General features: G+C 72.9%; 21 protein-coding genes. 9 read left to right on the top strand and 12 right to left on the bottom strand.

The annotated features are described in order from the left end of the window. Window positions 1–11 precede the first annotated feature (11 nt). The 5 genes from tyrS (at window position 12) to WMF22_RS02750 (ending at window position 6,527) form a co-directional block, all read left to right on the top strand. Window positions 12–1,241, top strand: coding sequence for a tyrosine--tRNA ligase (gene tyrS, locus WMF22_RS02770; protein WP_438034744.1), 1,230 nt, complete (start codon window positions 12–14; stop codon window positions 1,239–1,241). Beyond that, window positions 1,234–2,280 carry a hypothetical protein gene (locus WMF22_RS02765; RefSeq protein WP_437297588.1) on the top strand — a complete coding sequence of 349 codons (1,047 nt, stop codon included), beginning with the start codon at window positions 1,234–1,236 and terminating at the stop codon, window positions 2,278–2,280. Before tyrS ends, WMF22_RS02765 begins: the two co-directional genes overlap by 8 nt. Window positions 2,281–2,322: 42 nt before the next feature. After that, on the top strand, window positions 2,323–4,440 hold the full coding sequence (locus WMF22_RS02760) for an alpha/beta hydrolase (protein WP_438034743.1): 2,118 nt from the start codon (window positions 2,323–2,325) through the stop codon (window positions 4,438–4,440). Between the two features lie 58 nt (window positions 4,441–4,498). Then, window positions 4,499–5,836, top strand: coding sequence for a metallophosphoesterase (locus tag WMF22_RS02755; protein WP_438034742.1), 1,338 nt, complete (start codon window positions 4,499–4,501; stop codon window positions 5,834–5,836). A gap of 85 nt (window positions 5,837–5,921) precedes the next feature. Beyond that, a complete protein-coding gene (locus tag WMF22_RS02750) occupies window positions 5,922–6,527 on the top strand; it encodes a Uma2 family endonuclease (protein ID WP_437297585.1) in 606 nt (201 codons plus the stop codon). 44 nt (window positions 6,528–6,571) lie between these two features. Here the strand turns inward: WMF22_RS02750 and WMF22_RS02745 are convergent, their stop codons facing one another. The 8 genes from WMF22_RS02745 to WMF22_RS02710 form a co-directional block, all read right to left on the bottom strand. Further along, complete coding sequence (locus WMF22_RS02745; RefSeq protein WP_437297584.1) at window positions 6,572–7,186, bottom strand: DUF2914 domain-containing protein; 615 nt, start codon at window positions 7,184–7,186, stop codon at window positions 6,572–6,574. A 240-nt stretch (window positions 7,187–7,426) separates the two neighbouring features. Continuing rightward, window positions 7,427–8,761, bottom strand: coding sequence for a multicopper oxidase family protein (locus WMF22_RS02740; protein ID WP_438034741.1), 1,335 nt, complete (start codon window positions 8,759–8,761; stop codon window positions 7,427–7,429). A 1-nt stretch (window position 8,762) separates the two neighbouring features. Continuing rightward, window positions 8,763–10,238: a TolC family protein gene (locus WMF22_RS02735; protein WP_438034740.1), complete on the bottom strand. Its 1,476-nt coding sequence runs from the start codon at window positions 10,236–10,238 to the stop codon at window positions 8,763–8,765. Beyond that, complete coding sequence (locus WMF22_RS02730; RefSeq protein ID WP_437297581.1) at window positions 10,228–10,575, bottom strand: hypothetical protein; 348 nt, start codon at window positions 10,573–10,575, stop codon at window positions 10,228–10,230. Before WMF22_RS02730 ends, WMF22_RS02735 begins: the two co-directional genes overlap by 11 nt. 207 nt (window positions 10,576–10,782) lie before the next feature. After that, window positions 10,783–11,817, bottom strand: a complete 1,035-nt coding sequence (locus tag WMF22_RS02725) for a L,D-transpeptidase (protein WP_438034739.1) — start codon at window positions 11,815–11,817, stop codon at window positions 10,783–10,785. A 123-nt stretch (window positions 11,818–11,940) separates the two neighbouring features. Continuing rightward, entirely contained in the window at window positions 11,941–12,843 is a 903-nt protein-coding gene (locus WMF22_RS02720; RefSeq protein ID WP_438034738.1) for a hypothetical protein, read from the bottom strand. Window positions 12,844–12,866: 23 nt separating this feature from the next. Next, window positions 12,867–14,399 (bottom strand): S53 family peptidase, encoded by a 1,533-nt coding sequence (locus tag WMF22_RS02715; RefSeq protein WP_438034737.1) that lies wholly within the window; start codon window positions 14,397–14,399, stop codon window positions 12,867–12,869. A 119-nt stretch (window positions 14,400–14,518) separates the two neighbouring features. Then, window positions 14,519–15,139, bottom strand: coding sequence for a hypothetical protein (locus WMF22_RS02710; protein WP_437297577.1), 621 nt, complete (start codon window positions 15,137–15,139; stop codon window positions 14,519–14,521). 359 nt (window positions 15,140–15,498) lie between these two features. On the opposite strand from WMF22_RS02710, the gene WMF22_RS02705 reads away from it, so the two are divergent. The 3 genes from WMF22_RS02705 to WMF22_RS02695 all read left to right on the top strand — a co-directional run bounded on the left by WMF22_RS02705 (window position 15,499) and on the right by WMF22_RS02695 (window position 18,464). Beyond that, a complete protein-coding gene (locus WMF22_RS02705; RefSeq protein ID WP_438034736.1) occupies window positions 15,499–16,428 on the top strand; it encodes a homocysteine S-methyltransferase family protein in 930 nt (309 codons plus the stop codon). A 168-nt stretch (window positions 16,429–16,596) separates the two neighbouring features. Further along, the gene (locus WMF22_RS02700; RefSeq protein ID WP_438034735.1) at window positions 16,597–17,289 is read left to right on the top strand and encodes a glutathione S-transferase N-terminal domain-containing protein; all 693 of its coding nucleotides are present in this window, start codon (window positions 16,597–16,599) and stop codon (window positions 17,287–17,289) included. 503 nt (window positions 17,290–17,792) lie between these two features. Beyond that, window positions 17,793–18,464: a hypothetical protein gene (locus WMF22_RS02695; protein WP_438034734.1), complete on the top strand. Its 672-nt coding sequence runs from the start codon at window positions 17,793–17,795 to the stop codon at window positions 18,462–18,464. Window positions 18,465–18,639: 175 nt separating this feature from the next. Here the strand turns inward: WMF22_RS02695 and purU are convergent, their stop codons facing one another. From purU to WMF22_RS02680, 3 genes are all read right to left on the bottom strand, one after another. Then, a complete protein-coding gene (purU, locus tag WMF22_RS02690; RefSeq protein WP_437301524.1) occupies window positions 18,640–19,533 on the bottom strand; it encodes a formyltetrahydrofolate deformylase in 894 nt (297 codons plus the stop codon). Window positions 19,534–19,638: 105 nt separating this feature from the next. Then, window positions 19,639–20,376 carry a histidine phosphatase family protein gene (locus WMF22_RS02685; RefSeq protein WP_437297573.1) on the bottom strand — a complete coding sequence of 246 codons (738 nt, stop codon included), beginning with the start codon at window positions 20,374–20,376 and terminating at the stop codon, window positions 19,639–19,641. A 122-nt stretch (window positions 20,377–20,498) separates the two neighbouring features. Then, window positions 20,499–20,804 (bottom strand): hypothetical protein, encoded by a 306-nt coding sequence (locus WMF22_RS02680; protein ID WP_437297572.1) that lies wholly within the window; start codon window positions 20,802–20,804, stop codon window positions 20,499–20,501. A gap of 380 nt (window positions 20,805–21,184) precedes the next feature. Between WMF22_RS02680 and WMF22_RS02675 the strand changes: the two genes are divergently transcribed. After that, complete coding sequence (locus WMF22_RS02675) at window positions 21,185–21,790, top strand: hypothetical protein (protein ID WP_437297571.1); 606 nt, start codon at window positions 21,185–21,187, stop codon at window positions 21,788–21,790. Window positions 21,791–21,868: 78 nt separating this feature from the next. Here the strand turns inward: WMF22_RS02675 and mgtE are convergent, their stop codons facing one another. Then, complete coding sequence (gene mgtE, locus WMF22_RS02670) at window positions 21,869–23,203, bottom strand: magnesium transporter (RefSeq protein ID WP_437297570.1); 1,335 nt, start codon at window positions 23,201–23,203, stop codon at window positions 21,869–21,871. Window positions 23,204–23,252: the final 49 nt, after the last annotated feature.

Raw genomic sequence — 23,252 nt, 5'->3', positions numbered from 1 at the left:
AGCGGGCCCCCATGGTCCCCGCCGAACGTCAGCTCCAGATCCTCTGCAAGGGTGTCGTCGACCTCCACGTCCGAGCCGAGCTCGAGGAGCGGATCCGCGAGGGCAAGCCGCTGCGCGTGAAGGCCGGCTTCGACCCGACCCGGCCCGATCTCCACCTCGGTCACACGGTGGTGATGCAGAAGATGCGGGAGTTCCAGGAGCTCGGGCACCACGTGGTCTTCGTGGTCGGCGACTTCACGGCGATGGTCGGCGATCCGACCGGCAAGAACGAGCTGCGCCCGCGGCTCTCGCGCGAGGAGGTCGTCGCTGCGGCGGAGACCTACCAGGCGCAGGCGTTCAAGGTCCTCGACAAGAACAGGACCGAGGTCCGCTACAACTCCGAGTGGCTGAACAAGCTCGATCCGACGCAGATGATCGAGCTCTGCGCGAAGTACACCGTCGCCCGCATGCTGGAGCGCGACGACTTCAAGAAGCGCTTCGACGAGGCGCGGCCCATCTACGTGCACGAGTTCATGTACCCGCTGCTCCAGGCCTACGACTCGGTCGAGCTCGAGGCCGACATCGAGCTCGGCGGCACCGATCAGCTCTTCAACCTGCTCGTGGCGCGCGACCTGATGCCCCGCTACGGCAAGCGCGCCCAGATGGTGATGACGATGCCGCTCCTCGAGGGCACGAACGCGCGCGTCGAGGACGGGAAGGTCGTCGGCGCCAAGATGTCGAAGAGCGCGGACAACTACGTCGGCATCACCGAGCCGCCGTTCGACATGCTGCAGAAGCTGATGCTCGTCGATGACGGCGTGATCTGGCGGTACATGGAGCTCCTGTCGTCGCGCCCGCCCGAGGAGATCGCCGCCCTGCGGGGGGCGGTCCTCCGCGGCGAGCAGGGCGTCATCGGGGTGAAGGAGCTCTTCGCGCAGGAGATCGTCACCCGCTTCCACTCGGCCGAGGACGCGCGCGCGGCCCTCGAGCGGCGCCGCAGCGTCGCGGCCGGCGGCCTGCCCGAGAACATCGAGGAGCTCCAGGTGGCGAGCGGCCGCGACACGATCCCGATCGGCAACGCGCTGGCGCTGGCGGGGCTCGCCGAGTCGACCTCCGCGGCGCGGCGCCTCGTGAAGGGCGGCGCGGTGCACCTCGACGGCGAGGTGGTCAAGGACGAGCAGCTCAAGCTCGAGCGTGGGAAGCGCTACCTGGTCCGCGTCGGCTCGAAGAACCGCCGCTTCGCCTACCTCGTCGTTGGCTGACGCGCCCGGGCGAGCGCCTCGCCGGCGCGCCGTGCTCGGCGGCGTCCTGGGCTGCGCCCTCGGCCTCGCGCTGCCCTCGTGCGGCGGCGCGCCGCCGCCGCACGCACGGCCGAGCCCGCCGTTGCCGCCGCTCGCCACGGCGGACCTGACGCGCCTCCTGCCGCAGGCGGGGCTCAGGTGGCTGGTCCTCGTCCGGCCCCGCGAGGTCGCGGCGGTGCCGTGGCTCATCCCGTCGATCGCGCTCGTGGCGCCCGAGGAGAACCTGGCCCGGCACGCCCGCGCGACCGGCGTCGATCTGCGGCAGGTGCGCGAGGCCGCGATCGCGTCGTACGCGGGGGCGGGGCCGGCGGGCGGCGCCACGCTCTACGTGGCGCGCCACAGCGGCGATCCGCGCGCCATCGAGCGCCTCTTCCGGCGGCGGCTCACGGGCAAGGAGCGGCGCGCGCTCGATCGCCCGGACGTCGTGCGCGTGACGGGCGACATCGGCACGAAGCCGCACGCGCTGGTGCTGCTCGGCGAGGACGTGGCCTGCGTGCAGGACGGCGGCAGCCCGCTGCGCGGGCCGGCGCGCGTCGCGTCGCTGTACGCGCTCGGGCGCCTCAAGCGCTCGCCCGCGGCGCTCTCGGGCGGACCGCTGCGCGCGCTCGAGGCCCGCCTCGGCCCGGCGCCCGTGCGCGCGTTCGCGCCGGGGCCGTTCGACGGGGAGCTCGCCCGCGGCGCGCGGGGGCTGCTCGCGGCGGCGACCGCGGTGGGGGCGGCCGCGAGGCCGAGCGCCCGCGAGGGGATCGCGCTCGCGATCGCGGTGGCGGGCGACTTCTCGACGAGCGGGGAGGCCGCCTCGGAGGAGCTGCTCGCGGCCTGGAACGAGCTGGCGGGCGGCTCGTTCGGCCACCTGCTCGGGCTGGACGCGCCGGTCGAGCCGCCGCTCGCCACCCACGCGCCGGACGCGGTGGCCGTCGCGGTCGAGCTGAACCCGCGGGCGCTCGCCCGGGGGCTCGCGGCGGCGACCGGCGAGCGGCTCGCCGAGATGCTGCGGTAGGCGCGGCGGCGGCTCGCCGCTAAATTGGACGCCGTCAGCGCCATGCCCACCACGACCAGCGGCTTCTTCCTGCAATGCGCCTCCCACGGCACGCTCGAGCTCGTCTTGCCCGCGCCGTTCGGCGACACGCCGTTCGGCGTCGAGCACCACCGCCGCGAGGAGGCCTCCGGGCCGTGGCGTCACGTGGCGACGTTCGCCAGCGGCCTCGGCCCGGTCGAGGCGGTGTCGCTCATCCAGAGCAACTTCGGCGATCCAGGCCACCTCGAGGCGGTGGCGCGCATCGGGGAACGGCTGGCCGCGTTCTGGTGCGCGCCCTCGAGCGAGCCGTCGTGGAGCGAGCCGCGCTTCTTCGCGGAGGGCGCGGCCGGCGACCCCGCGCTGATCCAGGGCGGCTTCGGGGGCAAAGGCAACTTCGAGCTCGTGGTGCCCCACGCGCGCGGCGGGATCGCGCACTACCACCGCGACAACGACACCGCGGAGCTCGGCTGGCGCGGCCCGGTGATCTTCGGCGAGGGGCTCGGTCGATTCGAGGCGGTCGCGATGATCCAGCGCGTGGCCGGCGCGCCGCACGGACCCGACGCGCCCGGCGACCTCGAGGTCGTCGCGCGCATCGGCGATCGCCTGGTGATGTTCCGGCGCTCTCCCGGGTCCGGGGCTGCGTGGCACGGCCCGGAGGAGGTGGTCTCCGGGGTCCGCGGGGCACCGGCGCTCGTCCGGAGCACGATCGGCGGACCCGGGACGCTCGAGCTGTTCTCGCCGCTCGCGCGCGTGGGGCTCGCGCGGTGGAGCCGCGACGACGGCGCCCGCGGGGCGCGCTTCCGCGGTCCGACGGTGTTCGCCACCGATCTGGGCCGGTGCGAGGCGGTATCGGTGATCGAGAGCTGGCCGCTCGGGCGAATCGAGCTCGCCGTGCGCGCCGAAGGGCGGCTCGTCCACGCGACGCGCGACGGCGCGCTCTGGTCGCAGCGCGCGATCGTCGGCAACGCGTCGCCTTCCCCGGCGGACGTCCCCTCTCCGGCGACGCTCCCTCCGCCTGCCACGACGACGAATCGCCCGCCTGCAGCGACGACCTCTCGCCCACCCGCCGCCACGACGAATCGCCCGCCCGCGGCGACGACCTCTCGCCCGCCTGCAGCGACGGCCTCTCGCCCGCCCCCCTCGATGAGCTCGCCTCCGCCTGCGCCGCTCCCCACCGGCGCTTCGCCGCGGCTGCGCGCCGGGCCGCACCGGGCGGGGTTCCGGCGCATCGGCGCGCTCTCGCTGTCGGCGGACGCCTGCTACCCCGACACGTGGCCGTTCCAGGGCGCGATTTACCGGTGCCCCGCGCGGAGCGCCGCGCTGCTCTACTACCCTGCGTCCGCGGACGGCGAGGAGGCGCCGCTCTCGTCGGGAGGCCCGTTCCCGGTCATCGCGATCGCCCACGAGCGGCGCCTCGCCACGAGCGCGGCCACCGTCGGGTCGCCCGCGGGTCTTGCCCAGGACTACCGCCAGCTCGCCGGCGTGATGGCGCATCTCGCGCGCTGGGGCTTCGTCGTCGTCGCGCCCGATCTCTCGTGGCTCACGCCCGACGACGCGCCGCTGCGCCGCGCCGCGGTGCTCCGGGACGCGCTCACGCACCTCCGCGCCGGCTCCCGGGGCCCGCTCCTGGCCGACTTCGCTCGGGTGGGCCTGCTCGGCCACGGGCTCGGCGCGCAGGCGGCGCTCGCGCTCGCGCTCGACACCGCTTGCCCGTTCGACGTCCGCGCCCTCGCGCTCCTCGCGCCGGCGGGCGCCCCCGAGCGCGCGCTGCCCATCGACGCGCTCGCGCCTCGGCCGGCGCTCGTCGTCCGCGGCACCGCGGACCCCATCGCCGCCGCGGTCCCGGCGGCGCTCTACGACCGCGCGCGCGCTCCGAAGCACCTCGTGACCCTGCCCGGCGCGAACCACTTCGGCTACACGACGTCGCTCGGCCTCGCCGAGCCGCTCGACGGCCACGCCGGGCTCTCGCGGCGCGAGCAGCAGGCGATCGCGATGGGCTACCTCGCCGCGTTCTTCAATGGCTACCTCCGGGACGCGCGCGGCGACCTCGACGCGCTCTCGGGCAAGGCGTCGCTCGAGGGGCTCGAGGCACGTGAGATCCCGGTCAGCGCCGAGGTGCCTGACGGAGCGGCTGGCTCCTAGGCGCAGCCGGCGGGGCCGCGGCCGGACGCGCGATCGACGCGATGCTACTTTCCGTCGCGTGTACCAGCTCGGCGGCCTCGTCGTCACGCTCGTCAACGGCCTCCTCGGCCTGATCCTCTGGCGGCGGCTGCGCGCGGCGTTCCCTCGGCATGGGGCGCTGATCAGCGGCCTCTGCGCCGCGGGCCTGCTGCTGGCCGCGCTGCCGGCGCTGCTCATGGCCGCGGCGAGCTTCTCGGGGCTGCGCGCGCTCCAGCGCCACGCGCCGGAGCCGCTGGCGCTGATCGCCATGGGCGCGCAGGTGGGCCTGCTCCTCTACGGGTTGCTCCTCGGGCTCGTCACGCTCGCGAGCGCGGCCGTCCGGGCGCTCCGCCGGCTCCAGCCGCCCCGGAACGCCGGGCCTTCAACGGACGTCCAGCCTGCGACGAACGCGCAGGCCAGCGCCGGCGCTCAGGCCGATCCAGCCGCTCAGGACATCCGCGCGCCTGCGGAGGTCGAGGCCCGGCCGGAGGCCGTCGACGAGCGCCGCCGCCGGCTCGTCGTCGGCGCGACGTGGGCGCTGCCCGCGGCGGCTGTCGCGGTGTCGATGGGCGGCGTGCTCGCGTCGCGACAGCGTCCGGCCGTCGTGAGGCTCGCGCTGCCGGTGCGCCGCGAGCTGACGAGCCTGCACGGCCTCACCATCGCGCAGCTCAGCGACGTGCACGTCGGCAGCTTCATGGACGCGGAGCGGCTCGACGAGCTCCGCGACGCCATGAACGCGATCCGCGCGGACATCCACGTCGTCACCGGCGATCTGCTCGATCACCACGTCGCGCAGCTCGAGCTGTCCGCGCGGCTGCTCCGGGGCCTGCGCCCCGCCCGGGGGCAGCTCTTCTTCTGCATGGGCAACCACGAGTACATCGCCGCCCGGTCGGCCAGCGTGGGGACGATCGTGAAGGGCCTCGAGGAAGCGGGCGCCCAGGTGCTCGTCGACGAGGCGCGGCAGGTCCGCATTGGCGGCGATCACCTGTGGATGGGCGCCATCGACTACCCGAGCCGCGCGCGCCCAGGAGAGCCCGCCCGGCGCCCGACGCGCGACGGGCTCGATCGAGCGCTCGGCCAGATGCGGGACGACGGCGCGCCGCGCGTCCTCCTCAGCCACCACCCGGGCACGTTCCGGACCGCGCGCGAGCTGCCGTTCGATCTGATGCTGTCCGGTCACACGCACGGCGGGCAGATCTCGCTCGGCCGGATCGGCGATTACGCGCTCACGCCGATGTTGCCCGCCGGGCTCTACCACAACGGGCATTACGAGCACCGGGGCCGCCGCCTCCACGTCAACGCCGGCGCCGGGGGCTGGCTGCCGGTCCGCATCAACTGTCCACCGGAGATCACGCTCGTCGAGCTCGTGCCCGCCTGACGTCCCAGGAAGGGTCCCACCCCCTTGCGCCCGTGGATCTCTCGACCGGTGGACGCGTTCCATCTCCCGGGTGAAACTGCGGGACATGGCACAAGCCGCGGTCCGCACCGGCCTTTCGCCGCAGGAGTACCTGGACTTCGAGCGTTCGTCGCCGCTTCGCCACGAATACGCGGACGGTGAGCTCTTCGCCATGGCGGGCGGCACGCTGGAGCACAGCGCGATCGCCGCGAGCATCCTCGGTGAGCTGCGGAACGCGCTCCGCGGTCGGGGGTGCCGGGTGCTCACCTCCGACATGCGCGTCAAGATCGCCGCCACACGCCGCTACGTGTACCCCGACGGCGCCGTCGTTTGCGCGCGTCCCGAGTTCGAAGACGAGCAGCGCGACACGCTCCTGAACCCACGCGTCCTCGTCGAGGTGCTCTCCGACTCCAGCGAGGCCTACGATCGCGGGGACAAGTTCGCCCAGTACAGGACGCTACCGTCGCTCGAGGAGTACGTGCTCGCATCGCAGAAGGCGCCGCGAATCGAGGTGTTCACGCGGCAGCCAGACGGCAGCTGGCTGCTCCGGATCCACGGCCCGGGCGAGCACGCAGAGCTGTCGTCCCTCGGCGTCGCGCTCGACGTCGACCGGGTGTACCTGGACGTCTTCGAGCGCGATGTGATGGGAGAAGCGCCGAAGGACGCGCCCTGACGCGCTGAGGACGACCCGCGTCTCCCGCGCCCACTCGCCCTCGGCTACAGCGTCACCTCGAACGGCGCGCGCGCGAGCTCTTCGCCCGTCTCCGACCGCACGACCGCCGTCCACTCCCCCGCCTTCCGCGCCCCGCGCGTGAACGCCCACGTCCGCCACCGCGGCGACGGCCCGACCCCGAGCGTCACGTTCCCGACCGGCTCCCCGCCGCCCGGCGGGACGAACGCCACCGTCACCTCGCCCTCCACGTCGCTCCGGTTCTCGACCTCCAGGTACGCATAGAGCCGCGGGGTCTCCGGCGCGTGGAACGTCGTCCCCGGCGCCACCGGCTCGCGGTCCTTCACCCCCTCCGCGATCACCAGCCGCTTCACCTTCAGCTCCGCCGCCCCCCTCGCCTTCTCCTTGGCCTCACGGCTCCCCTTGCCCCCCTTGTCCGCCACGACGTTCACGTCCGGCGCGGGCGCCGTCACCGGCGCGGCCGGCAGGCTTGCGGGCGCCGCCGCCGTCGTGGCGGCTGCAGGCTCGGGGCACTGCGTCGCCGCGGGGCTCGCGGCAGCGGCCTGCGCCGGAGGCCGCGCGTCGTGACGCTCGCCGCAGCCGGCGAGCGAGACCGTGCAAAGCGCCAGAAACGTCATCCGTCGAGCCATCTTCATTGCCATCGAAGCACTCCTCCGTGATCCGGGGCGTCCCGGCCTCGCCACCGGATATGGCAAGGCGTGGACCGCTTCTGGCTCATTGAAATCGTTGAAGATTCTGGCTGACCTGTGGTCGCTCGGCCGCGCCCCGTGTGTCCATCGAGACGGCCGACCCGCGCCGCCGCGATCGACCCGAGCCCCAGGCCTCCTCGAGTCGACGCGCGGACGAGATGCCGACCGCGAGCCTTCACTCACGTCGAGAGATCACCCGCCCGGCTTCCCTCCAGAAGCAGGGTCGATCCCGTCCGCCCGCATCCGCTCGGCGCTCGCCGGCCCGGCCACGGTGCCGGCCGGGTGCACATACCACCCGGCCGGATCCGCCTTGTCCGGCTCGTCGCGGACCTTGAGGACGGTGAACATTCCCCCCATGTCGATGTACGAGAACGGCCCGGCCCCGCCGCGCATCGGCAGGCTGTTCGCCGGGATCGGCATGGGCATCTCGCCCATGCCGCCCATCCCCGTGGTCCCCATCGTCATGTAGCCGGGCATCACGCGGCTCATCCGCCGATCGAGCGCGCGGGTCTGGGCGCCGACCATGTTCGGCAGGCCATGGCCCATCTGCATCATCGTGTGATGCGTCATGTGGCAGTGCACAGCCCAGTCGCCCGGCTCCTCGGGGACGAACTCGATGACCCGCGTGCTGCCGACCGGGACCAGGACCGTCGTCTCCGGGTACTGGGCCGACTCGGGGACGAACCCGCCGTCCGTCGCCGTGACCTGGAACGACAGGCCGTGCAGGTGGATCGGGTGGTGATCCATCGGGCCGAGGTTCCCGAGGCGCACGCGCACGCGCTCGCCGCGGCCGACGACGAGCGGCGCCGTCGCGGGGAACGCCTTGCCGTTGAACGTGAGGACGTTGAAGTCGCTCATCGCGTTCGGGTCGGGCCGGCGCGCCCCCGCGTTGATCTTCCACTCGTGCGTCATCAGCACGAAATCCCGGTCCACGCGCGGCCCCCTCGGCCTCCTCGGGTGCACGACGAACATCCCCACCGCGCCCAGCGCGATCTGGGTCATCTCGTCGAAATGCGAGTGGTACATGTACGTCCCCGGATACCGCGCGACGAACTCGTAAACATACGTCTCGCCGGGCTCGATCGGGCGCTGGGTGAGCCCGGCGACTCCATCCATGCCGTTCGGCAGCACGAGGCCGTGCCAGTGGACCGTGGTGGCCTCGGGCAGGGAGTTCGTCACGTAGATGCGCAGACGATCACCCTCGACCGCCTCGATGGTCGGGCCGGGCGTGCTCCCGTTGTAGCCCCACACCTCGCTCTTCAGGCCGGGGGCGATCTCGTGCTCGAGGGGGCCGGCGACGAGGTGGCCGACCTTCACGCCGTCCACCACGCGCAGCGGGAGCGTGCTGCCGTTCGGCGTCACCACGGCGGGCTGCCCCCCGGGCGCCGCGGTTCGGCGAGGCGGGGGCGCAGCGGCGCCCCCGGCGGGCGGCGCGCCAGGGCGCTGCTGCGCGTGGGCGAGCCCTTGCGTGAGGATGGCGGCGCCGGCGGCCAGACCGCCCGCGTGGATGAATGCACGTCGGTCCATGTCAATGCCCTCCTTCGCCGGTGGCCGAGGCCCTCGGCATCGCCGCGGGAGCTCCGGCCCCCGCGGCCTCGACGCGGCGCCCTGCCAGGAGCGCGTCGAACGCAGCCTTCGCCGTCCAGTGCTCGCGCAGCGCCTCGACCGACGCGAGCTCGGCGTCGAGCTGCTCCCGGCGCGCCGAGAGCAGCTGGAAGACCCCGACCTGCATCGCGTTGTACTGGAGCAACGTCTGCTCCAGCACCCGCTTGCGCGCCGGGAGGATCACGCGCTCGTAGTGCCGCGCGCGCGCGTGCGCGAACGAGAGCCGGCTCTGCGCCTCGCGGACCGCCGAGCGGACGTCGACGGCGCGGCCGTGGTAGCGCTCGAGCAGGCCGTCGAACTCCGCCGCCTGCGCGGCCTCGGCCCCTTGACGCCGATCGAAGAGCGGGAGCGAGAGGCGGACCCCGGCGCCGAGGACCCACGGGTGCTCGTGCGCCTCGCCGCTCGCGCCGAGCTCCCGCTCGCCGTGCACGCCGATCGCCACGTCCGGCACCCAGCCCTCGGCGCGCAAGGCCCCGGCGCGCCCCGCCGCCGCCTCGAGCCGGCTGCGCAGCTCCGCGAGCTCGAGGCTCGCCTTCAAGGCCAGCGACTCCGCGCGCGGCGGCGTCGCGAGCGCCTCGGGCGCCGCGGGGACCGCGCCGGCGATCGTCCAGGAGGTCGCCGCGCCGGAGAGGCCGAGCAGCCGGGTGAGCCGCTCGCGCTGCGAGAGGAGCTCCAGCTCCATCTGCGCGGCCGTGACGCGCGCCTCCTCGTAGCCCGCCTCCTGCGTCGCCACGTCGAGCTCCGGGACGTTGCCCGCCTCGAAGAGCGCGCGGGCGGCGTCGCGGGCCGCGGCGAACGCGTCGAGCGCGCGGTTCGCGATGCCGAGGCGCTGCTCCGCCGCCTGCGCGGCGTAGAACGCGGCGCGCACCTGGTAGCCGAGATCGACGACCGCGCCCGCGGCGCGGTAGCGCGCGGCCTCGTGCTCCGACCGCGCCGCCCTCGCGTGGAGCGGCGAGAGGAGCGCCGACGTGAGGTCGATCTCGACCTCGAGCTCGAGGTGCGCGTGCTCGACCCCCTCCTGCTGCGGCGTGACCTCGATCGCGATCTCCGGGTTCGGCAGCTTGCCCGCCTGCTCGAGGTTGCCCCGCGCGACGCCGACCTCCTTCAGCACGGCGCGCAGCTCGCGGTTGTTGAGCAGCGCGATCCGCACCGCGGCGTCCGCGGTGAGCGGCTGCCGCGGCGCCTGGCCGAGGGCGCGCGCGCCGTCGGCCGGCGCCGGATCGACCTCCTCCGACGCCGCGCTCGGCGGGAGCTCGAGGCGGGAGAGCTCCCGGATCCGCGCCATGTCGGCGGTCGACGACGGGGCGGCGCAGCCGGCCGCGGAGAGGAGCGCGAGGCCCGCCGCGAGCGGCAGGAGGCGCGAGGCGCGCGCGCGGGCTCGCCGACGTTCAGTGCGCATGGGCGGGCTCCTCGGGCGTGGCAGCCGCCGGGCCGCCCTCCGGCGGCCTCGCCGGCGCCGGGCCGTGATGATGGTGGTGGTGGTGCTGGTGAGGGTCGGCGCCGGCGCCCGCGGCCCCCGCCGGCTCGAGCCCGACCCAGCCCGGGGCGGGCTCGCCGGGCAGCGGAGGCTCCTCCGAGAGGGCGACGCCGATCCGCGGCGAGGGAGCCTCTGCGGCCTGCGGTGAGGCAGCAGAGGACGCGGGGAAGCTCGCGGGGAGGCTGCGCGGCGCGCAGCCGGCGAGCGCAGCGACGAGCATCAGCAGGGCGTTCAGGCCGGCGAGGTGAGGTGATTTCATGGAAGCCGCTCCAGCGTGGCGAGTGCGATCACGTGCGGGGCCCGAGGGCGACCGCGCCCCGCGGCGGCTTCATGCCGCATTTGAGCTCGATCGCTCCAGAGCTCAGCGCAGGAAATTGGATCGCGAGCAGCGTCGTCCCGGGTTGCATGCATGGCCGACGCGCGCGGCCCGGCGGTATTACACGTCGCCGCCCCGGGCCGCGCGCGGTCAGGCGTGGATGTACACGAGCGTCCCGCCCTTGTCGTTGAACGCGGCGTGCCAGCCCTCGGGGACGGGGGGATCGGTCCACGCGAACAGCCACGCCGCGTCGGCGGGCGCGAGGTTCACGCAGCCGCTGCTCCGCACCTTGCCGAACGCGTCGTGCCAGTAGACGCCGTGCAGCGCATAGCTGTTGTGGAAATACTGGACATAGGGCACGTCCCGCAGGTCCACGGACGACTCGCTGAGCTCGTCGCCGTCCATCGTCGCCGTGACGTGCTTCTCGCGGATGAAGAACGTGCCCTGCACGGTGGCGCTGGTGGTCGCGGGATCGCCGAGCTCGCCCCTGCCCGTCGAGACGAGGGTCGCGAAGACGGGGCGCTCGCCCTCGTAGGCGACGAGCGTCTGGAGCTCGATGGAGATGTCGATCCACTTCCTTCCGCGCGCCGCGTGCCCCCAGAAGTCGCGGCCCAGCCGCGCGACCCGCAGCGCGGACGCGGGGATCCACACGCCCGCGTCGGTCTCCGCATAGGCGCCGCCGGCGGCCGTCTTGCCGGTGAGCACCCAGCCGGAGCGGCGCGCCGCCCAGCCGTCCGGCTTGAGCTCGCCCGAGGCGTCCGGCTTCAGCGTGCGCACCCCGTGGTGCATGACGAACGCGGGGGTCCCCTCGCCCTTCACCTCCACGCCGCGCATCGCGGTGGGGGCGACGGCCGAGGTGCGATCGATCGGGACGAGGTCGAGCTCGGTCGTCAGGCCGAAGCGCCGCCCGGTCCACGCGAAGGTGGCGATCAAGCCGAAGGCCGAGTCCGCCCGCGCGCGCCCGCGGTGCGCGGGGAAGCGGACCTTCTCGGCAGCGCCTACCGGCTTGGGCAGGTCGCGGCGGCTCGCGAAGAAGGGCGTGAGCGGCTCCGGCTCGCCCAGGAGCGCCTCGTCGCGGCGGGACCACGCGGGCGTGCCCTGGGCGCGCGATCGCCCCTCGACGCGCCGCTGCTCGGCCTCGCTGGGCAGGTGCACATAGAGGTGCGGCGGCGGCTTCCGCGACATGACGTACCGGTACGGATACGGCTCGCCCCGGCGCGGGCCGGCCGGCGCGGCGGGACGTCTCGATCCGCCGAGCAGCCGCGGCAGTTCGACGCGCGCGCTCCCCCTCGCGTCGCCGAGCGGCGTTCACCAGCGCGCGTCGCCGTCGATCAGCCAATCCAGCGCCCTTCGGGTCTCCTCGGCGACAGGCCCGTCGTACCGGTGCCCGGCCTCCTTGCTGCGCGCCACGCGCGTCAGCACCCCCGCTTTCTCCAGGCGCGCGGCGGCCGCGGCGGCGGCGCCGCCGCACCCGGCCTGCGCGCAGACGAAGAGGACCCGCTGCCCGCCGCCGTCCGCGAACGCCTTGGCCGTCGCCGGGGTCCACTTGTCGTGTCCGCCCTCGACGAGCACGAGGCGCGGGAAGAGCGCCGCCCGGCGCGCGGCGATCGCGGAGCCCATGATCGCGCCCAGCGAGAAGCCTGTGTAGAGCACCGCGCCGGGATCCACGTGCTCGGGAAAGCGCGCCCGCAGCGCCGCGAGCCCCGCGTCGATCTCCTGCTCCAGGCGGGCGTTGCTCTCGTACGTGAAGCGGACGTCGCTCGCCGACGGCGAATCGGGCCGCGCGACGCCCCTCGGGCACAGGACGAAGACGCCGTCTCCCGCGATGTCGCGCCACACCTGGCACTGCCACTCGGGCCGATCGTAGTTGCCGTGCGACGCGATGAGCACGGGACGCCGCGCGGTGGCGCCGATCGGCACCGACACAACGGCGCTCGGAAACCCCTCGACAGGGAGCTCCACGAACGGCGCGTCCGCGCGGAGCGGCGCAGCCCCCGCAGCAGCGGCGGCCGCGTCCACGGCGGCGGCCGCCGGCGTCGCGCCGCCGTCCGCGGCCCGCGCTGCCTCTTCCCGCGCGGGGGCGGGCGCGACGCTGGGCGGCGCGGGCGCCGGACCGGCGGCGCGGCCTGAGCGGTCACAGCCGAGCGCCGCCACCGCAAGGAGCGGCAGCGACACGAGCGAGAGGAAGAGGAACGCGACGGGGGGCGCCATCCGACCCAGAGGATGACGCTTTCCTACGGGAGCGCCTCCGCGAGCTTGTCCGCGAGCGGAGCGCCCCAGCCGGTCGGATAGTCCCAGCCGGGCTCCGCGCTGAACCCCTCGGGGGTCTTGCCCTCGGTGATGTCCCGGAACGCGGCCTGCACGCCCGCATCGGTGTAAAGCGCCCGGTTCAGCCACCCGGCGACGGGCTTGCCCTGCGCGATCCGGTGGCTGTTCACCGACGCCATCAGCCCGGCGAACACCGGCGCCGCGAACGAGGTGCCGCCGCGCTGATCCCACTCGCCCAGGAAGTAGAGCCAGTACGGGAAGCTCGACGACGAGCTCAGCGCGACGTCGGAGACCGCGCGCGTGCCCTGCGCGTCCGTCACGACGCTCTCCTGCCACCACGGCGTATCGAAGGCGCGCGATCGGCCCGAGCCGGACCCGCTCCACGCCACCTCGCGCGCGACCTCGCCGCCGTCGCCAAGCTCGAGCACCGTCCCGCCGACGCACGTCACGTACGGGCTCGACGACGGCACGTCGGGCCTGCTCGAGTCGCCGCTCGCGACGACGATCGTCATCCCGAGCGCCGCGCCCATGCGCGCCGCCTCGTTGTATTGCTCGCGGATCGGCTGCGCCTCCGTCTCCTCGCGGTGCGCGAACGACGTCGAGAGCACCGACACCTCGCCGGCGGCGATCGCCTCGTTCCACGCATAGAGGATGGAGTGGGTGCGCGCGTCCGGCCCCTGGTACGCGATGAGCTCCGCCATCGGCGCCATCACGCCCGACCATTGCATGTCCAGCGTGCTCTCGACATAACGCGTGGAGATCGGATCCGCGGTGACCACCTCCTCGGGGTTATTGCGCGAGACGCCGAACGATCGCCAGAACGACTGGAGATCCAGGGTCTTGAACGTCGCCCCGACAACGACGCCGAGCTTCACGCCCTGCCCGCTGTGGCCGCCGGTGTGGAGCGCTTCGACCCCGTAGGCCCGCGCGATCTGCGCGGGCGTGTACCCCTGCTCCGGCTCCGGCGGCGGCTCCTCCTCGATCGAGCCCCCCTCGCCCGGGAGCGGATCGGTGTCGGCGGGGATCTCGACCGAGATGACGCCCGACGCGAGGTCGATGATCCGCTGCGGCGGCCTGAGCGGATCGAGCGCGCCGAACGTGCGGAGCGGCTTGCCGCCGGCCGCGGGGTTCTCGCGCTCGAAGTCGCGGAGCTCGGTGTCGAACGCGGTATTGAACTGCTCGACCGTGCCCGCGAACTCGAGCAGGAGCCGGTTCTTGGAGCGCCGCCGGATTTCCATCCCCTGCTGGACGAGCCAGTCTTCGACGGCCGCGACGTCGCTCTCGGACGGGGCGTGGCGCTCCATCCAGGTCTCGACGGACATGTACTTCCGGAACGTGTCCGGCTTCCCGGGATCGTACATGTCCTCGATCGCGCTCTCGAGCCCGGGGACATCCCGGGTCGGGAACCCCATCAGCGCGCGGAAGCGGTCCTCCTCCGGCGCCGCGCCGAAGTCCATGTAGATCCCCGCGAGCGGCCGGGGAAGGCCGCTCGGGAGCACGGGTCCGTCTTTTCCGCACGCTGTGCCCCCGAGGGCGAGCAGCGCAGCGCACCAAACCGAGAGCGAACGCATCAACGAGGCCCTGCGAGCGAGGGGGGAGAGAGTCCGTCAGGCGCGTCTCAGCACCACACGTGCTCGATGAGGTAGCAGGTGTAGGTGCCCGGCTTCCATGTCTCGGGGCGCCCGCCGGTCGTGTTGTCGGTACATACCTCGCAGTAGGCGTGGATGCAGTCGGGGTCGGTGCTCTGCGGCTTCGCCCCGAGGCCCGACGGGGGCTCCTCGGTGTAGAAGAACCCGTCGGTCCTCAGCTGGTCGAGCTCGCTCTCCGACAGCTTCCCGAAGGCGGCCTCGTCCGAGGAGATGCTGAACCGATCGCCCGACGCCTCGGTCAGGACGGGCGCCGGGTAGTCGCCGTAGTCGGCCTGCTCGATGGCGGCCATCTGCTCCGAGAGCAAGATCTCCTTGCCGTTGCCGGTGGAGAGCTTGATGCGCGCGTAGTCGATGGCCCCGCTCGAGTAATCGAGGGCGTAGACCGTGTCTCGGCTCATGTCGAGGCTCAGGAACTCGCTCGTCTCGAGGGCCTTCGAGACCTCCGCCTGGGTGATCCGCTCGTGCGTCACCGCGTCATCGACGGGGGCCTCCTCCGACGCGCCGCATCCGGTGAAACCGGCCGCTGCGATGACGCCGAGCGCAACACTGAGAGCGAGCGATTTGGAAGAACGGATGGTCTGTCGAATCATGATGGCGTTCCTTTCTTAGGGGCTCACTGACGGCGCTCGCCTGGCCTCGCGCGGGCCAGCGGGAGCTCCCCCATGTCGGTCCTGCGTCGGTCCTGCAAACGATGGCTTGCTTGTCGGACGCCACGACTCCGGCGAGTCGAGTGGAATGAGGGGAAGATGAATTCATTTCAACGGTGCCGCAGGCCCCCCATACCTGGCAAGTAATTTCCCGGAGCGAAAGAGAATTCCATCGTTCTTTCTGCCGCACAGTGGTCGGGACGGTGCACCGTGCGGGGCCTCGCTTACCCCGAGCCGCGGACGGGCCATGACCCGACTCAGGGGTTGCCGTGGAAGCCGGCCGCGGACATACCGGAGCCTACATGGAGGACGTGGCCAGATCGCCGCTCGGTTCAGCTGCTGTGTCCGCCGAGGCTGCCATCGTGGTCCTCGACGGCCCGCTCGGGACCGAGCTCGCCGCGCGCGGGGTCGCGACGCCGGCGCCGCTCTGGAGCGCCGCGGCCCTGCTCGATGCGCGCGGTCGCGACGTGGTCCGGGCGATCCATCGGGATTACGCGCGCGCGGGCGCGACAGTGCACACGGCGAACACGTTCCGCACCAGGCAGAGGCAGGCGGGCGCCGCCTGGGCCGAGCTGGCGGCGCGGGCTGTCTCGCTGGCGCGCGAGGCGGTGCGCGGCGAGGGCCCACGGCACCGGGTCGCCGGCAGCATCGCGCCGCTCGAGGATTGCTACCGGCCCGACCTGAGCCCTGCCGACGCGCGGCGGGAGCACCGCGAGCTCGCGCGGGCGCTCGCGAGCGCGGGCGTCGACCTCCTCCTCTGCGAGACGTTCCCGCATGTCGGCGAGGCGCTCGTGGCGCTGGAGGAGGCGGTCGCCACGGGCCTCGAAGCATGGGTGTCGTTCACGGCGGGTCCTGGGTCGGATCTGCTCTCGCCCGAGGACGTCGGGCTCGCCGCGCGGGAGGCGGCCGCCCGCGGCGCGAGCGCCGTGCTCGTCAACTGCACCCCGGCGACTCGCACGCTCGCGCACATCGAGCGGCTCGCGGCGTGCGGCGTCCCGTTCGGAGCCTACGCGAACGCGGGCGCGGAGGCCGAGGGGCTCGGCTGGAGCGTTGGCGTCGACCAGCGCGGCTCGGCGGCCGCGCGTTATGCGGAGCTCGCGCGCCGCTGGCTCGAGGCGGGCGCCACGATCGTCGGCGGGTGCTGCGGGACGGGGCCCGGGCACATCGCGGCGCTGCGCGCGCTCGTCGACGGGGCGAGGCCCGCGCGCGAACCGGCGGGATCGCCGCGCTGAGGCGACGCGCCCAAACGCCGGTTGCTCCCCACGGGGCGACGTGCCACCGATTGTCCGACGAGCCGGGCGGCGCCAGCGCGGAGCGGCGCGGCGCCCGGCAGACACGATCCATCGCCTGAGACAGCACGCCGTCGCGATCGGCGACGACCGACGGACACGGAGCGCAAGATGATCGATCTCTATTACTGGCCCACCCCGAACGGCTGGAAGATCAGCATAATGCTCGAGGAGACGGGCCTCCCGTACAAGCTCGTCCCGGTCAACATCGGGCGGGGCGAGCAGTTCAAGCCGGAGTTCCTCGCGATCAGCCCCAACAACCGGATGCCCGCCATCGTCGATCACGACCCTCCGGGCGGCGGGGCGCCGATCTCCGTGTTCGAGTCGGGCGCGATCCTGCTTTACCTCGCCGAGAAGACGGGCAAGTTCATCCCCTCCGACGTCCGCGGTCGTTACGAGGTGACCCAGTGGCTCATGTGGCAGATGGGCGGCCTCGGCCCGATGAGCGGCCAGGCGGGCCATTTCAATCACTATGCGCCGGAGAAGATCCCCTATGCGATCGAGCGCTATACCAACGAGGTACGGCGGCTCTATGGCGTGATGGACAAGCGGCTCGCGGACCGGCCTTTTTTGGCTGGCGAGTACTCGATCGCCGACATGGCGAGCCATCCCTGGGCGATCGCGCACGAGCGGTTCGGGGTGTCGGCCGACGAGCTCCCGAACTTCAAGCGGTGGCTCGACGCGGTGCGCGCGAGGCCCGCCGTCGAGCGCGGGCTCGCGGTCGGGAATGAGCTGCGGAACCCGAGCCAGCCGATGGACGACGAGGCGAAGAAGTGGCTGTTCGGGAAGAAGCCCGAGGCGTGAGCCGCCCGTCCCGCACGCGCGGGGGCCGCGCCCCCCGCGATCGCGCGGTGGTGCGCCCTGGGCGCGCGGCGCCTCGCTGACGGACTGCGACCGGGGCGGACAGACCAGGCTCCAGCGCGCCGTCCAGCGCGTCAGCGCGCCACCGGCGACGCACCACAGAGCGTCCTGAGCAGGGCGGGGCCACCAGCGCGGCGCGCCCTGCCGTCAGGGCTTCACCGGGCGCGCCGGGCCGCTGGTGCGCCCTGGCTGGACCCGACACGTCCTTTCGCCGGAGAAAAGGGGAATGAGCGCTCCTCGACGATCCGCTCAGCCCGGATCGCGCGGGCTCCGCTGCGGGGCGCCGATCGCGCGAGCGCGCTGCATTGACGCCTTCGCGGACGTCAAGCACGCCGGGAGCGGAAACGTCTGCACAGCTCCGCCAGGCACACACTCTGCTCTGCGGTGAGCCGAGATGTCTGGGCCTGGTGGGCCCTCGCGGACATCGGGGGGAAACGATCATGTCGATGCATAGCAAGATGCTGGTGCCTGCATTTCTTTTGGCTGCTCTGGCCGCCGGTTGTGCGGTGAATACGGACGACGCGGACCTCGATCAGAGCGATCTCGGTGACGACGAGATCGGGGCCGTCGAGCAAGCGTTGGAGGAGGAGCGAGGCGGGTACCTGGGGATGGGCGCGGCGCAGCTCGCGCCCGGACAGGCCCAGATGGGCCCGAGCAAGGGCGAGATGTTCCCCAGCAAGGGCGCGCTCGGACCGAGCAAGGGCGAGATGTTCCCCGGCAAGGGCGCGCTCGTGCCGAGCAAGGGCGAGATGTTCCCCAGCAAGGGCGCGCTCGTGCCGAGCAAGGGCGAGATGTTCCCCAGCAAGGGCGCGCTCGGACCGAGCAAGGGCGCGCTCGGGCCCAGCAAGGGCGAGGTGTTCCCTGGCAAGGGCGCGCTCGTGCCGAGCCAGGCCGGGATGTTCCCCGGGCAGGCGCAGGTGCCGTCCAAGGCCGGGTTGGGCGGTTATGCCGGCCAGCAATCCAGCCAGGGGATCCAGGGCTATGCTGGTCAGCAGGCCGGTCTCGGCCAGGCCGCCATCTCCCAGTCGGGCGCTTATGGCCAGTCGCCCGTCCTCGGGCAGCTCGCGCCCGGCCAGCAAGGCCAGCTCACCGCGCCTGGCCAGCAGGGCCGGCCGTAACGCCTCGCGCGCGCTCATCCCAGGAGAGCGCGCCCGGCCGCGCGCACCTCCCCCGCGCTCGATCGCCCAGATTGCCCCGACTGGCCACGGCCTGGGTCGGTCGGGGCATCGTCTGGAGCTCCACAGCGGTCTCCCCCTCTGCACCATCAGCGCAGAGCGGCAGCAGAGCGGCGGTCTAAAAAACGACGGTGCGGCGGCCTTCTACGATCACCCGCCGCTCCAGGTGCGCCCGGACGGCGCGAGAGAGGACGAGCCGCTCCACGTCACGCCCCATCCGGGTCATCTCCTCGGGGCCCATCTGGTGATTCACGCGCGCCACGTCCTGCTCGATGATCGGCCCCTGATCCAGGTCCCGCGTCGCATAGTGCGCCGTCGCGCCGATGAGCTTCACGCCGCGGGCGTGCGCCTGGTGGTAAGGCTTCGCGCCCTGGAAGGCGGGCAGGAAGCCGTGGTGGATGTTGATGACGGGCGGCGCCTCATCGAGCATCTGCTCGGAGAGGATTTGCATGTACCGCGCCAGCACGACGAGATCGACATGGTGCCTCTTCAGCAGGTGAAGCACCTGACGCTCCTGCTCGCGCTTGGTCTCCGGGGTGATCGGGATGCAGAAGAAAGGGATTCGAAAGCTCTCGGCCACCGCCTCGAGCGTGGGGTGGTTGGAGATCACGAGCGGGATCTCGCAGCGAAGCTCGCCCGCGCGCTGCCGGAGCACCAGATCGTAGAGGCACGCAGGATCCCTGGTGACGAGGATCGCCATCTTCGGGACGTGATCGCTGTACTCCACCGACCATCGCGCCGAGAGCGACGTGGCGAGCTCTCGAAAGGCGGCCTCGATCGCGCCGCGGGTGGCCGAGCCGCCCAGGGCGCCGACGGCCGCCGGCGAGGCGAGGCCGGACAGATCGACGACGAGACGCATGAAGAAGCGCGGGCCCTCGTCCATGAACGCATCGGTGTGATTGCTCGCGTCGATGATGTTCAGGCCGATGTCGTAGAAGAACCCCGCGAGCCGCGCGACGAGACCGGGCTGGTCGGGAGCGGCGATGAGGAAGGTTGCGTGAACGGGACCCATCATACGGCTCATGTAGCTCGCCCCGAGGCGGAGGCGCAAGCGCGAGGGCCGGGAGGGACCGCGGGCGGGCGGCAGCCTGTCCGCCAGGCTGCCTGGCCGGGCGCGCTAGCGCCCCTCGCCGCTCTCGGAGGACGGCGGCCCAGACGGATCCTCCACGAGCCTCGGCGCCAGGGTGGAGAGCTCCGCCCAGGGGATGCGCACGGTCCGCTCGACGTCGCGCAGGTGCGCGCTGTCGTTGTAATAGATGAGGTGCCAGGCCTCGGCCCGACCCCAGCGCCGCCTTCGCTGCCAGTGGGTGAGCGAGGTGTGGCGGGTGGCGAAGTGCGCGCTCGGGAAGGCGAGCGCGTTCATCCTGAAGAAGTGGAGGAACGCGACGTCGATGAAGCCGCCGTGGGTGACGACGACGATCGTCCGCCCCTCGTGCTCACGGGTGATGCGATCGAGGGCGACGGAGACCCGCAGCATGAACTGCGCCCAGCTCTCTCCACCGGGGCTCGCCGGCCGGTACGGCTCGCGCTCGAAATCGATCGCGTAGCGCACCATCGCCTCGCCGACCGGCATCCCGTCCGCCTCGCCGGGGCGGAGCTCCTGGACCTCGTCGTCGAGCGCGACGGGCAGCCCCAGGGCGGGGGCGACGATCTCGGCCGTCTGCTGCGCCCGGCGATAGGTGCTGGCGATCAGGACGTCGGCGGGGATCTCGCGCGTCGCGGCCAGGCGATCGCGCAGGCGCTCCGCCTGGAGGACGCCGAGCTGCGTCAGCCCGGTGTCCCCGCGCATCCCGCCCACGATATGGTTCACGTTGACCAGCGCTTCTCCATGCCGGATGAGATAGAGGTTCGTCACGATCTGAGCCTCCGAGGCGCGCGACCTTGTGGGGGGAGGGCCGCGCGGGGCGGTCCGCGCTCGCTAGGAAGAGCAAGGCCCCCCTCGAATGTCAAGGGTTTGTACCGCCGCCGCGCGGGTGCTCAGGGACAGCCGTGGAAGAGCGCGAAGATGGCCGCGCTCTCGGAGCAGACCTGCTCGCCGCGCAGGGCGCTGCAGAAGTCGTCCTCCGTCAGGAAGGTCTTCTTTCCCGTGCTGCCCTCGATGCAGGAGATCGAATAGACGAACCGCGACGCGCCCTCCCCGGGCAAGCCTGGGATCTCCAGCTCGGAGCCTTCGCCCACCTGCGAGCCGCTGCCCCCCGCGTCCTCCGGCGGATCGACGCCGAGCAACGGGAGCACCAGGATGGGCCAAATGCTGAAGAGACCGGCCACGAAATTCGGGATCATGGGTTTACCTCCAACGTCGATACAAAGGCATCCTCGTACGAGGTAGCCATTGCAGCTGTCGAATCGAACATGCATTCGACAGGCCAGCTCCGGTCATGTCCGCCCATTGCACAGCGCGCGAGGGCGCGGGGCGAGCCCGCGCGCCATCGATCGTATACGCGGGCGAATGCGCGGGCCGCCTGCCACGTCCGGGTCGGAGGGGGGCGCGTGGGCCGCCGCCGCGTGATCGCGGCGGGCCGGACCGGCCCGCCCGGGCGCGGCGCGCCGGACCGGCCCGCCCGGGCGCGGCGCGCCGGACCGGCCCGCCCGGGCGCGGCGCGCCGCCCTTGCCAGCTCGCTCGGACATGGCCTACAAGGCGGGCCCTCTGAAGGAGACTTTCATGCACCGTCGCAGCTTCATCGCGGCCGCGCTGCTCGGCTTCGCGGCCCTCGCCGGGTGCGGGCCGCGCTGGCGCGTCGTGACCCAGGCGAGCCCCGACACGTTCGTCGGCCAGCGGTATTTCGCCCTGATGCCCATCGACTACGTGGGCCTCTTCATCCTCGACCAGCGCGAGGACCAGTACCTCGCCAGCAAGGACGCGGACGATCACCAGCGCTTCGTGGCGGACAAGGAGTCCATCAACGAGGAGTTCACGAAGGCCCTGGTCGCCGCCGCCCAGGAAGAGGGCATCGAGGTCGCGCCGTCCGACGGCCACTCGTCGGCGCCGTTCGTGATCAAGCCCTATGTCGGCTACATGAATCCAGGCTTCTACGCGGTCGTCTCCTCGGCCCCGAGCCAGATCCGGCTGACGCTCCGGCTCACGACGCCGGACGGCCGGGTGCTCGATGAGGTCCAGTTCTCGAGCCGCACGGCCTCGCCCATCCCCAACACGAACCTGAGCTCCGCGGACGCGGACAAGCTGAAGCCCGGCGGCCGCTGGCGCGAGGACGCGCGCGTGATCGGCGCGTATGTGGCGCGCTACCTGGCGTCGCGCGTCAGCCCCTAGGCCCCCGCCGCCCGGGCGCTCCCCGGCCGCGCGCTTCGGGGAAGCCCCCGGGGAAAGCGCGGGGGGCGCTCGCCCGCTTCACAGCAGCGCCCCGCGGAGCAGGAGCTCGGCCACGCTGAAGTAGATCACGAGGCCGGAGACGTCGACGAGGGTCGCGACGAACGGGGCCGAGGCGCTCGCCGGGTCGAAGCCGAGGGCCCGGAGCACGAACGGCAGGAGCGCCCCCGCCAGCGTGCCCCAGGTCACGACGCCGACCAGGCTGATCGCGACGGCCAGGGCGAGGAGCGCGTAGTGCGGGCCATAGGCCCCGAAGAGCTTCTCCCAGGCGATGACGCGCGCGAAGCCGATGGCGCCGAGGATCCCGCCGAGCGCGAGGCCCGACGCGAGCTCCCGGCGGCTGACGCGCCAGAAGTCGGCGAGCCGGATCTCGCCGAGCGCCATCGCCCGGATGACCAGCGTCGTCGCCTGAGAGCCGGAGTTGCCCCCGCTCGAGATGATGAGCGGCACGAACAGGGCGAGCACGACGGCGCGGGCGATCTCGTGCTCGTAGTGCCCCATCGCCGTGGCGGTGAGGAGCTCGCCCACGAACAGCGCGGACAGCCAGCCCGCGCGCTTGCCGAGCATCCTGGAGAGGGGGGTCCGGAGGTAGGGGGCGTCGAGCGCCTGCATGCCGCCGAGCTTCTGGATGTCCTCTGTCGCCTCCTCTTCCACGACGTCCACGATGTCGTCCGCGGTGACGATCCCCTTCATCCGACCCTCGCTGTCGACGACGGGTATCGCCACGAGATCGTGCTCCGCGAAGGTCCGCGCCACCGCCTCCTGGTCGGCGTCCTCGTTGACCGACACGACGTCGGTCTTCATCACGTCGCTGACGCGCCGATCGCCGGGGGCGATCATGAGCTGCCTGAGCGACACCACGCCGCGCAGCCGCTGCTCGGCGTCGAGCACATAACCGTAGTAGATGGTCTCGAGGTGATCCCTGGCCTGCCGCTTGAGGTAGCTGATCGCCTGGTCGACCGTCGCCTCCGGCCGCACGCGCGCGAACCACGGGCTCATGAGCCCGCCGGCCTCGTCCTCGGCGTACGCGAGGAGCGCGATCACCTCGCGCCGCGTCGGCTCGTCCAGCAAGGAGAGCAGCTCCGCCTGGTCGTCCGGCGACACCTCGAGGAGGAGGTCCGCCACGTCGTCGGGCGCGAGCAGCCGGATCCACAGCCTGCGTTCACCCTTCGTGAGGCCCGCGAGGAGCGCGGCCTGGTCGGCCGTGGGGAGACCCTCGAAGAAATCCTCCGCCTCCTCGCGCCGCAGGCGGCGATAGGCCTGCACCCGCTCCTCGTTCTGCAGGGCCGACCAGGACAGCGTCAGATCAGCCGCCGTGAGCGCCTCGGCCGCGTTGAAGGGCGGGCGTTCCATCATCGCCTCACCTCGTCGAGCGCCTGGCCCGCCCCGTCGGCGTCGCCCGGCA

It is taken from the genome of Sorangium sp. So ce204 (assembly GCF_051526795.1).
In the GTDB taxonomy this organism is placed as follows: Bacteria; Myxococcota_A; Polyangia; order Polyangiales; family Polyangiaceae; genus Sorangium; species Sorangium cellulosum_B.
The sequence above is the reverse complement of the archived record's forward strand: the minus strand, read 5'-3'. Positions and strand labels throughout refer to the sequence as shown.

What these genes read in the sequence shown, in the direction of transcription:
- WMF22_RS02730 (WP_437297581.1), bottom strand. Translation starts at nt 10,575, where the DNA reads ATGAAATCACCTCACCTCGCCGGCCTGAACGCCCTGCTGATGCTCGTC.
- WMF22_RS02705 (WP_438034736.1), top strand. Translation starts at nt 15,499, where the DNA reads ATGGAGGACGTGGCCAGATCGCCGCTCGGTTCAGCTGCTGTGTCCGCC.
- WMF22_RS02725 (WP_438034739.1), bottom strand. Translation starts at nt 11,817, where the DNA reads ATGTCGCGGAAGCCGCCGCCGCACCTCTATGTGCACCTGCCCAGCGAG.
- WMF22_RS02700 (WP_438034735.1), top strand. Translation starts at nt 16,597, where the DNA reads ATGATCGATCTCTATTACTGGCCCACCCCGAACGGCTGGAAGATCAGC.
- purU (WP_437301524.1), bottom strand. Translation starts at nt 19,533, where the DNA reads ATGGGTCCCGTTCACGCAACCTTCCTCATCGCCGCTCCCGACCAGCCC.
- WMF22_RS02695 (WP_438034734.1), top strand. Translation starts at nt 17,793, where the DNA reads ATGCATAGCAAGATGCTGGTGCCTGCATTTCTTTTGGCTGCTCTGGCC.
- WMF22_RS02760 (WP_438034743.1), top strand. Translation starts at nt 2,323, where the DNA reads ATGCCCACCACGACCAGCGGCTTCTTCCTGCAATGCGCCTCCCACGGC.
- WMF22_RS02735 (WP_438034740.1), bottom strand. Translation starts at nt 10,238, where the DNA reads ATGCGCACTGAACGTCGGCGAGCCCGCGCGCGCGCCTCGCGCCTCCTG.
- WMF22_RS02710 (WP_437297577.1), bottom strand. Translation starts at nt 15,139, where the DNA reads ATGATTCGACAGACCATCCGTTCTTCCAAATCGCTCGCTCTCAGTGTT.
- WMF22_RS02720 (WP_438034738.1), bottom strand. Translation starts at nt 12,843, where the DNA reads ATGGCGCCCCCCGTCGCGTTCCTCTTCCTCTCGCTCGTGTCGCTGCCG.
- mgtE (WP_437297570.1), bottom strand. Translation starts at nt 23,203, where the DNA reads ATGATGGAACGCCCGCCCTTCAACGCGGCCGAGGCGCTCACGGCGGCT.
- WMF22_RS02745 (WP_437297584.1), bottom strand. Translation starts at nt 7,186, where the DNA reads ATGGCAATGAAGATGGCTCGACGGATGACGTTTCTGGCGCTTTGCACG.
- tyrS (WP_438034744.1), top strand. Translation starts at nt 12, where the DNA reads ATGGTCCCCGCCGAACGTCAGCTCCAGATCCTCTGCAAGGGTGTCGTC.
- WMF22_RS02680 (WP_437297572.1), bottom strand. Translation starts at nt 20,804, where the DNA reads ATGATCCCGAATTTCGTGGCCGGTCTCTTCAGCATTTGGCCCATCCTG.
- WMF22_RS02675 (WP_437297571.1), top strand. Translation starts at nt 21,185, where the DNA reads ATGCACCGTCGCAGCTTCATCGCGGCCGCGCTGCTCGGCTTCGCGGCC.
- WMF22_RS02750 (WP_437297585.1), top strand. Translation starts at nt 5,922, where the DNA reads ATGGCACAAGCCGCGGTCCGCACCGGCCTTTCGCCGCAGGAGTACCTG.
- WMF22_RS02740 (WP_438034741.1), bottom strand. Translation starts at nt 8,761, where the DNA reads ATGGACCGACGTGCATTCATCCACGCGGGCGGTCTGGCCGCCGGCGCC.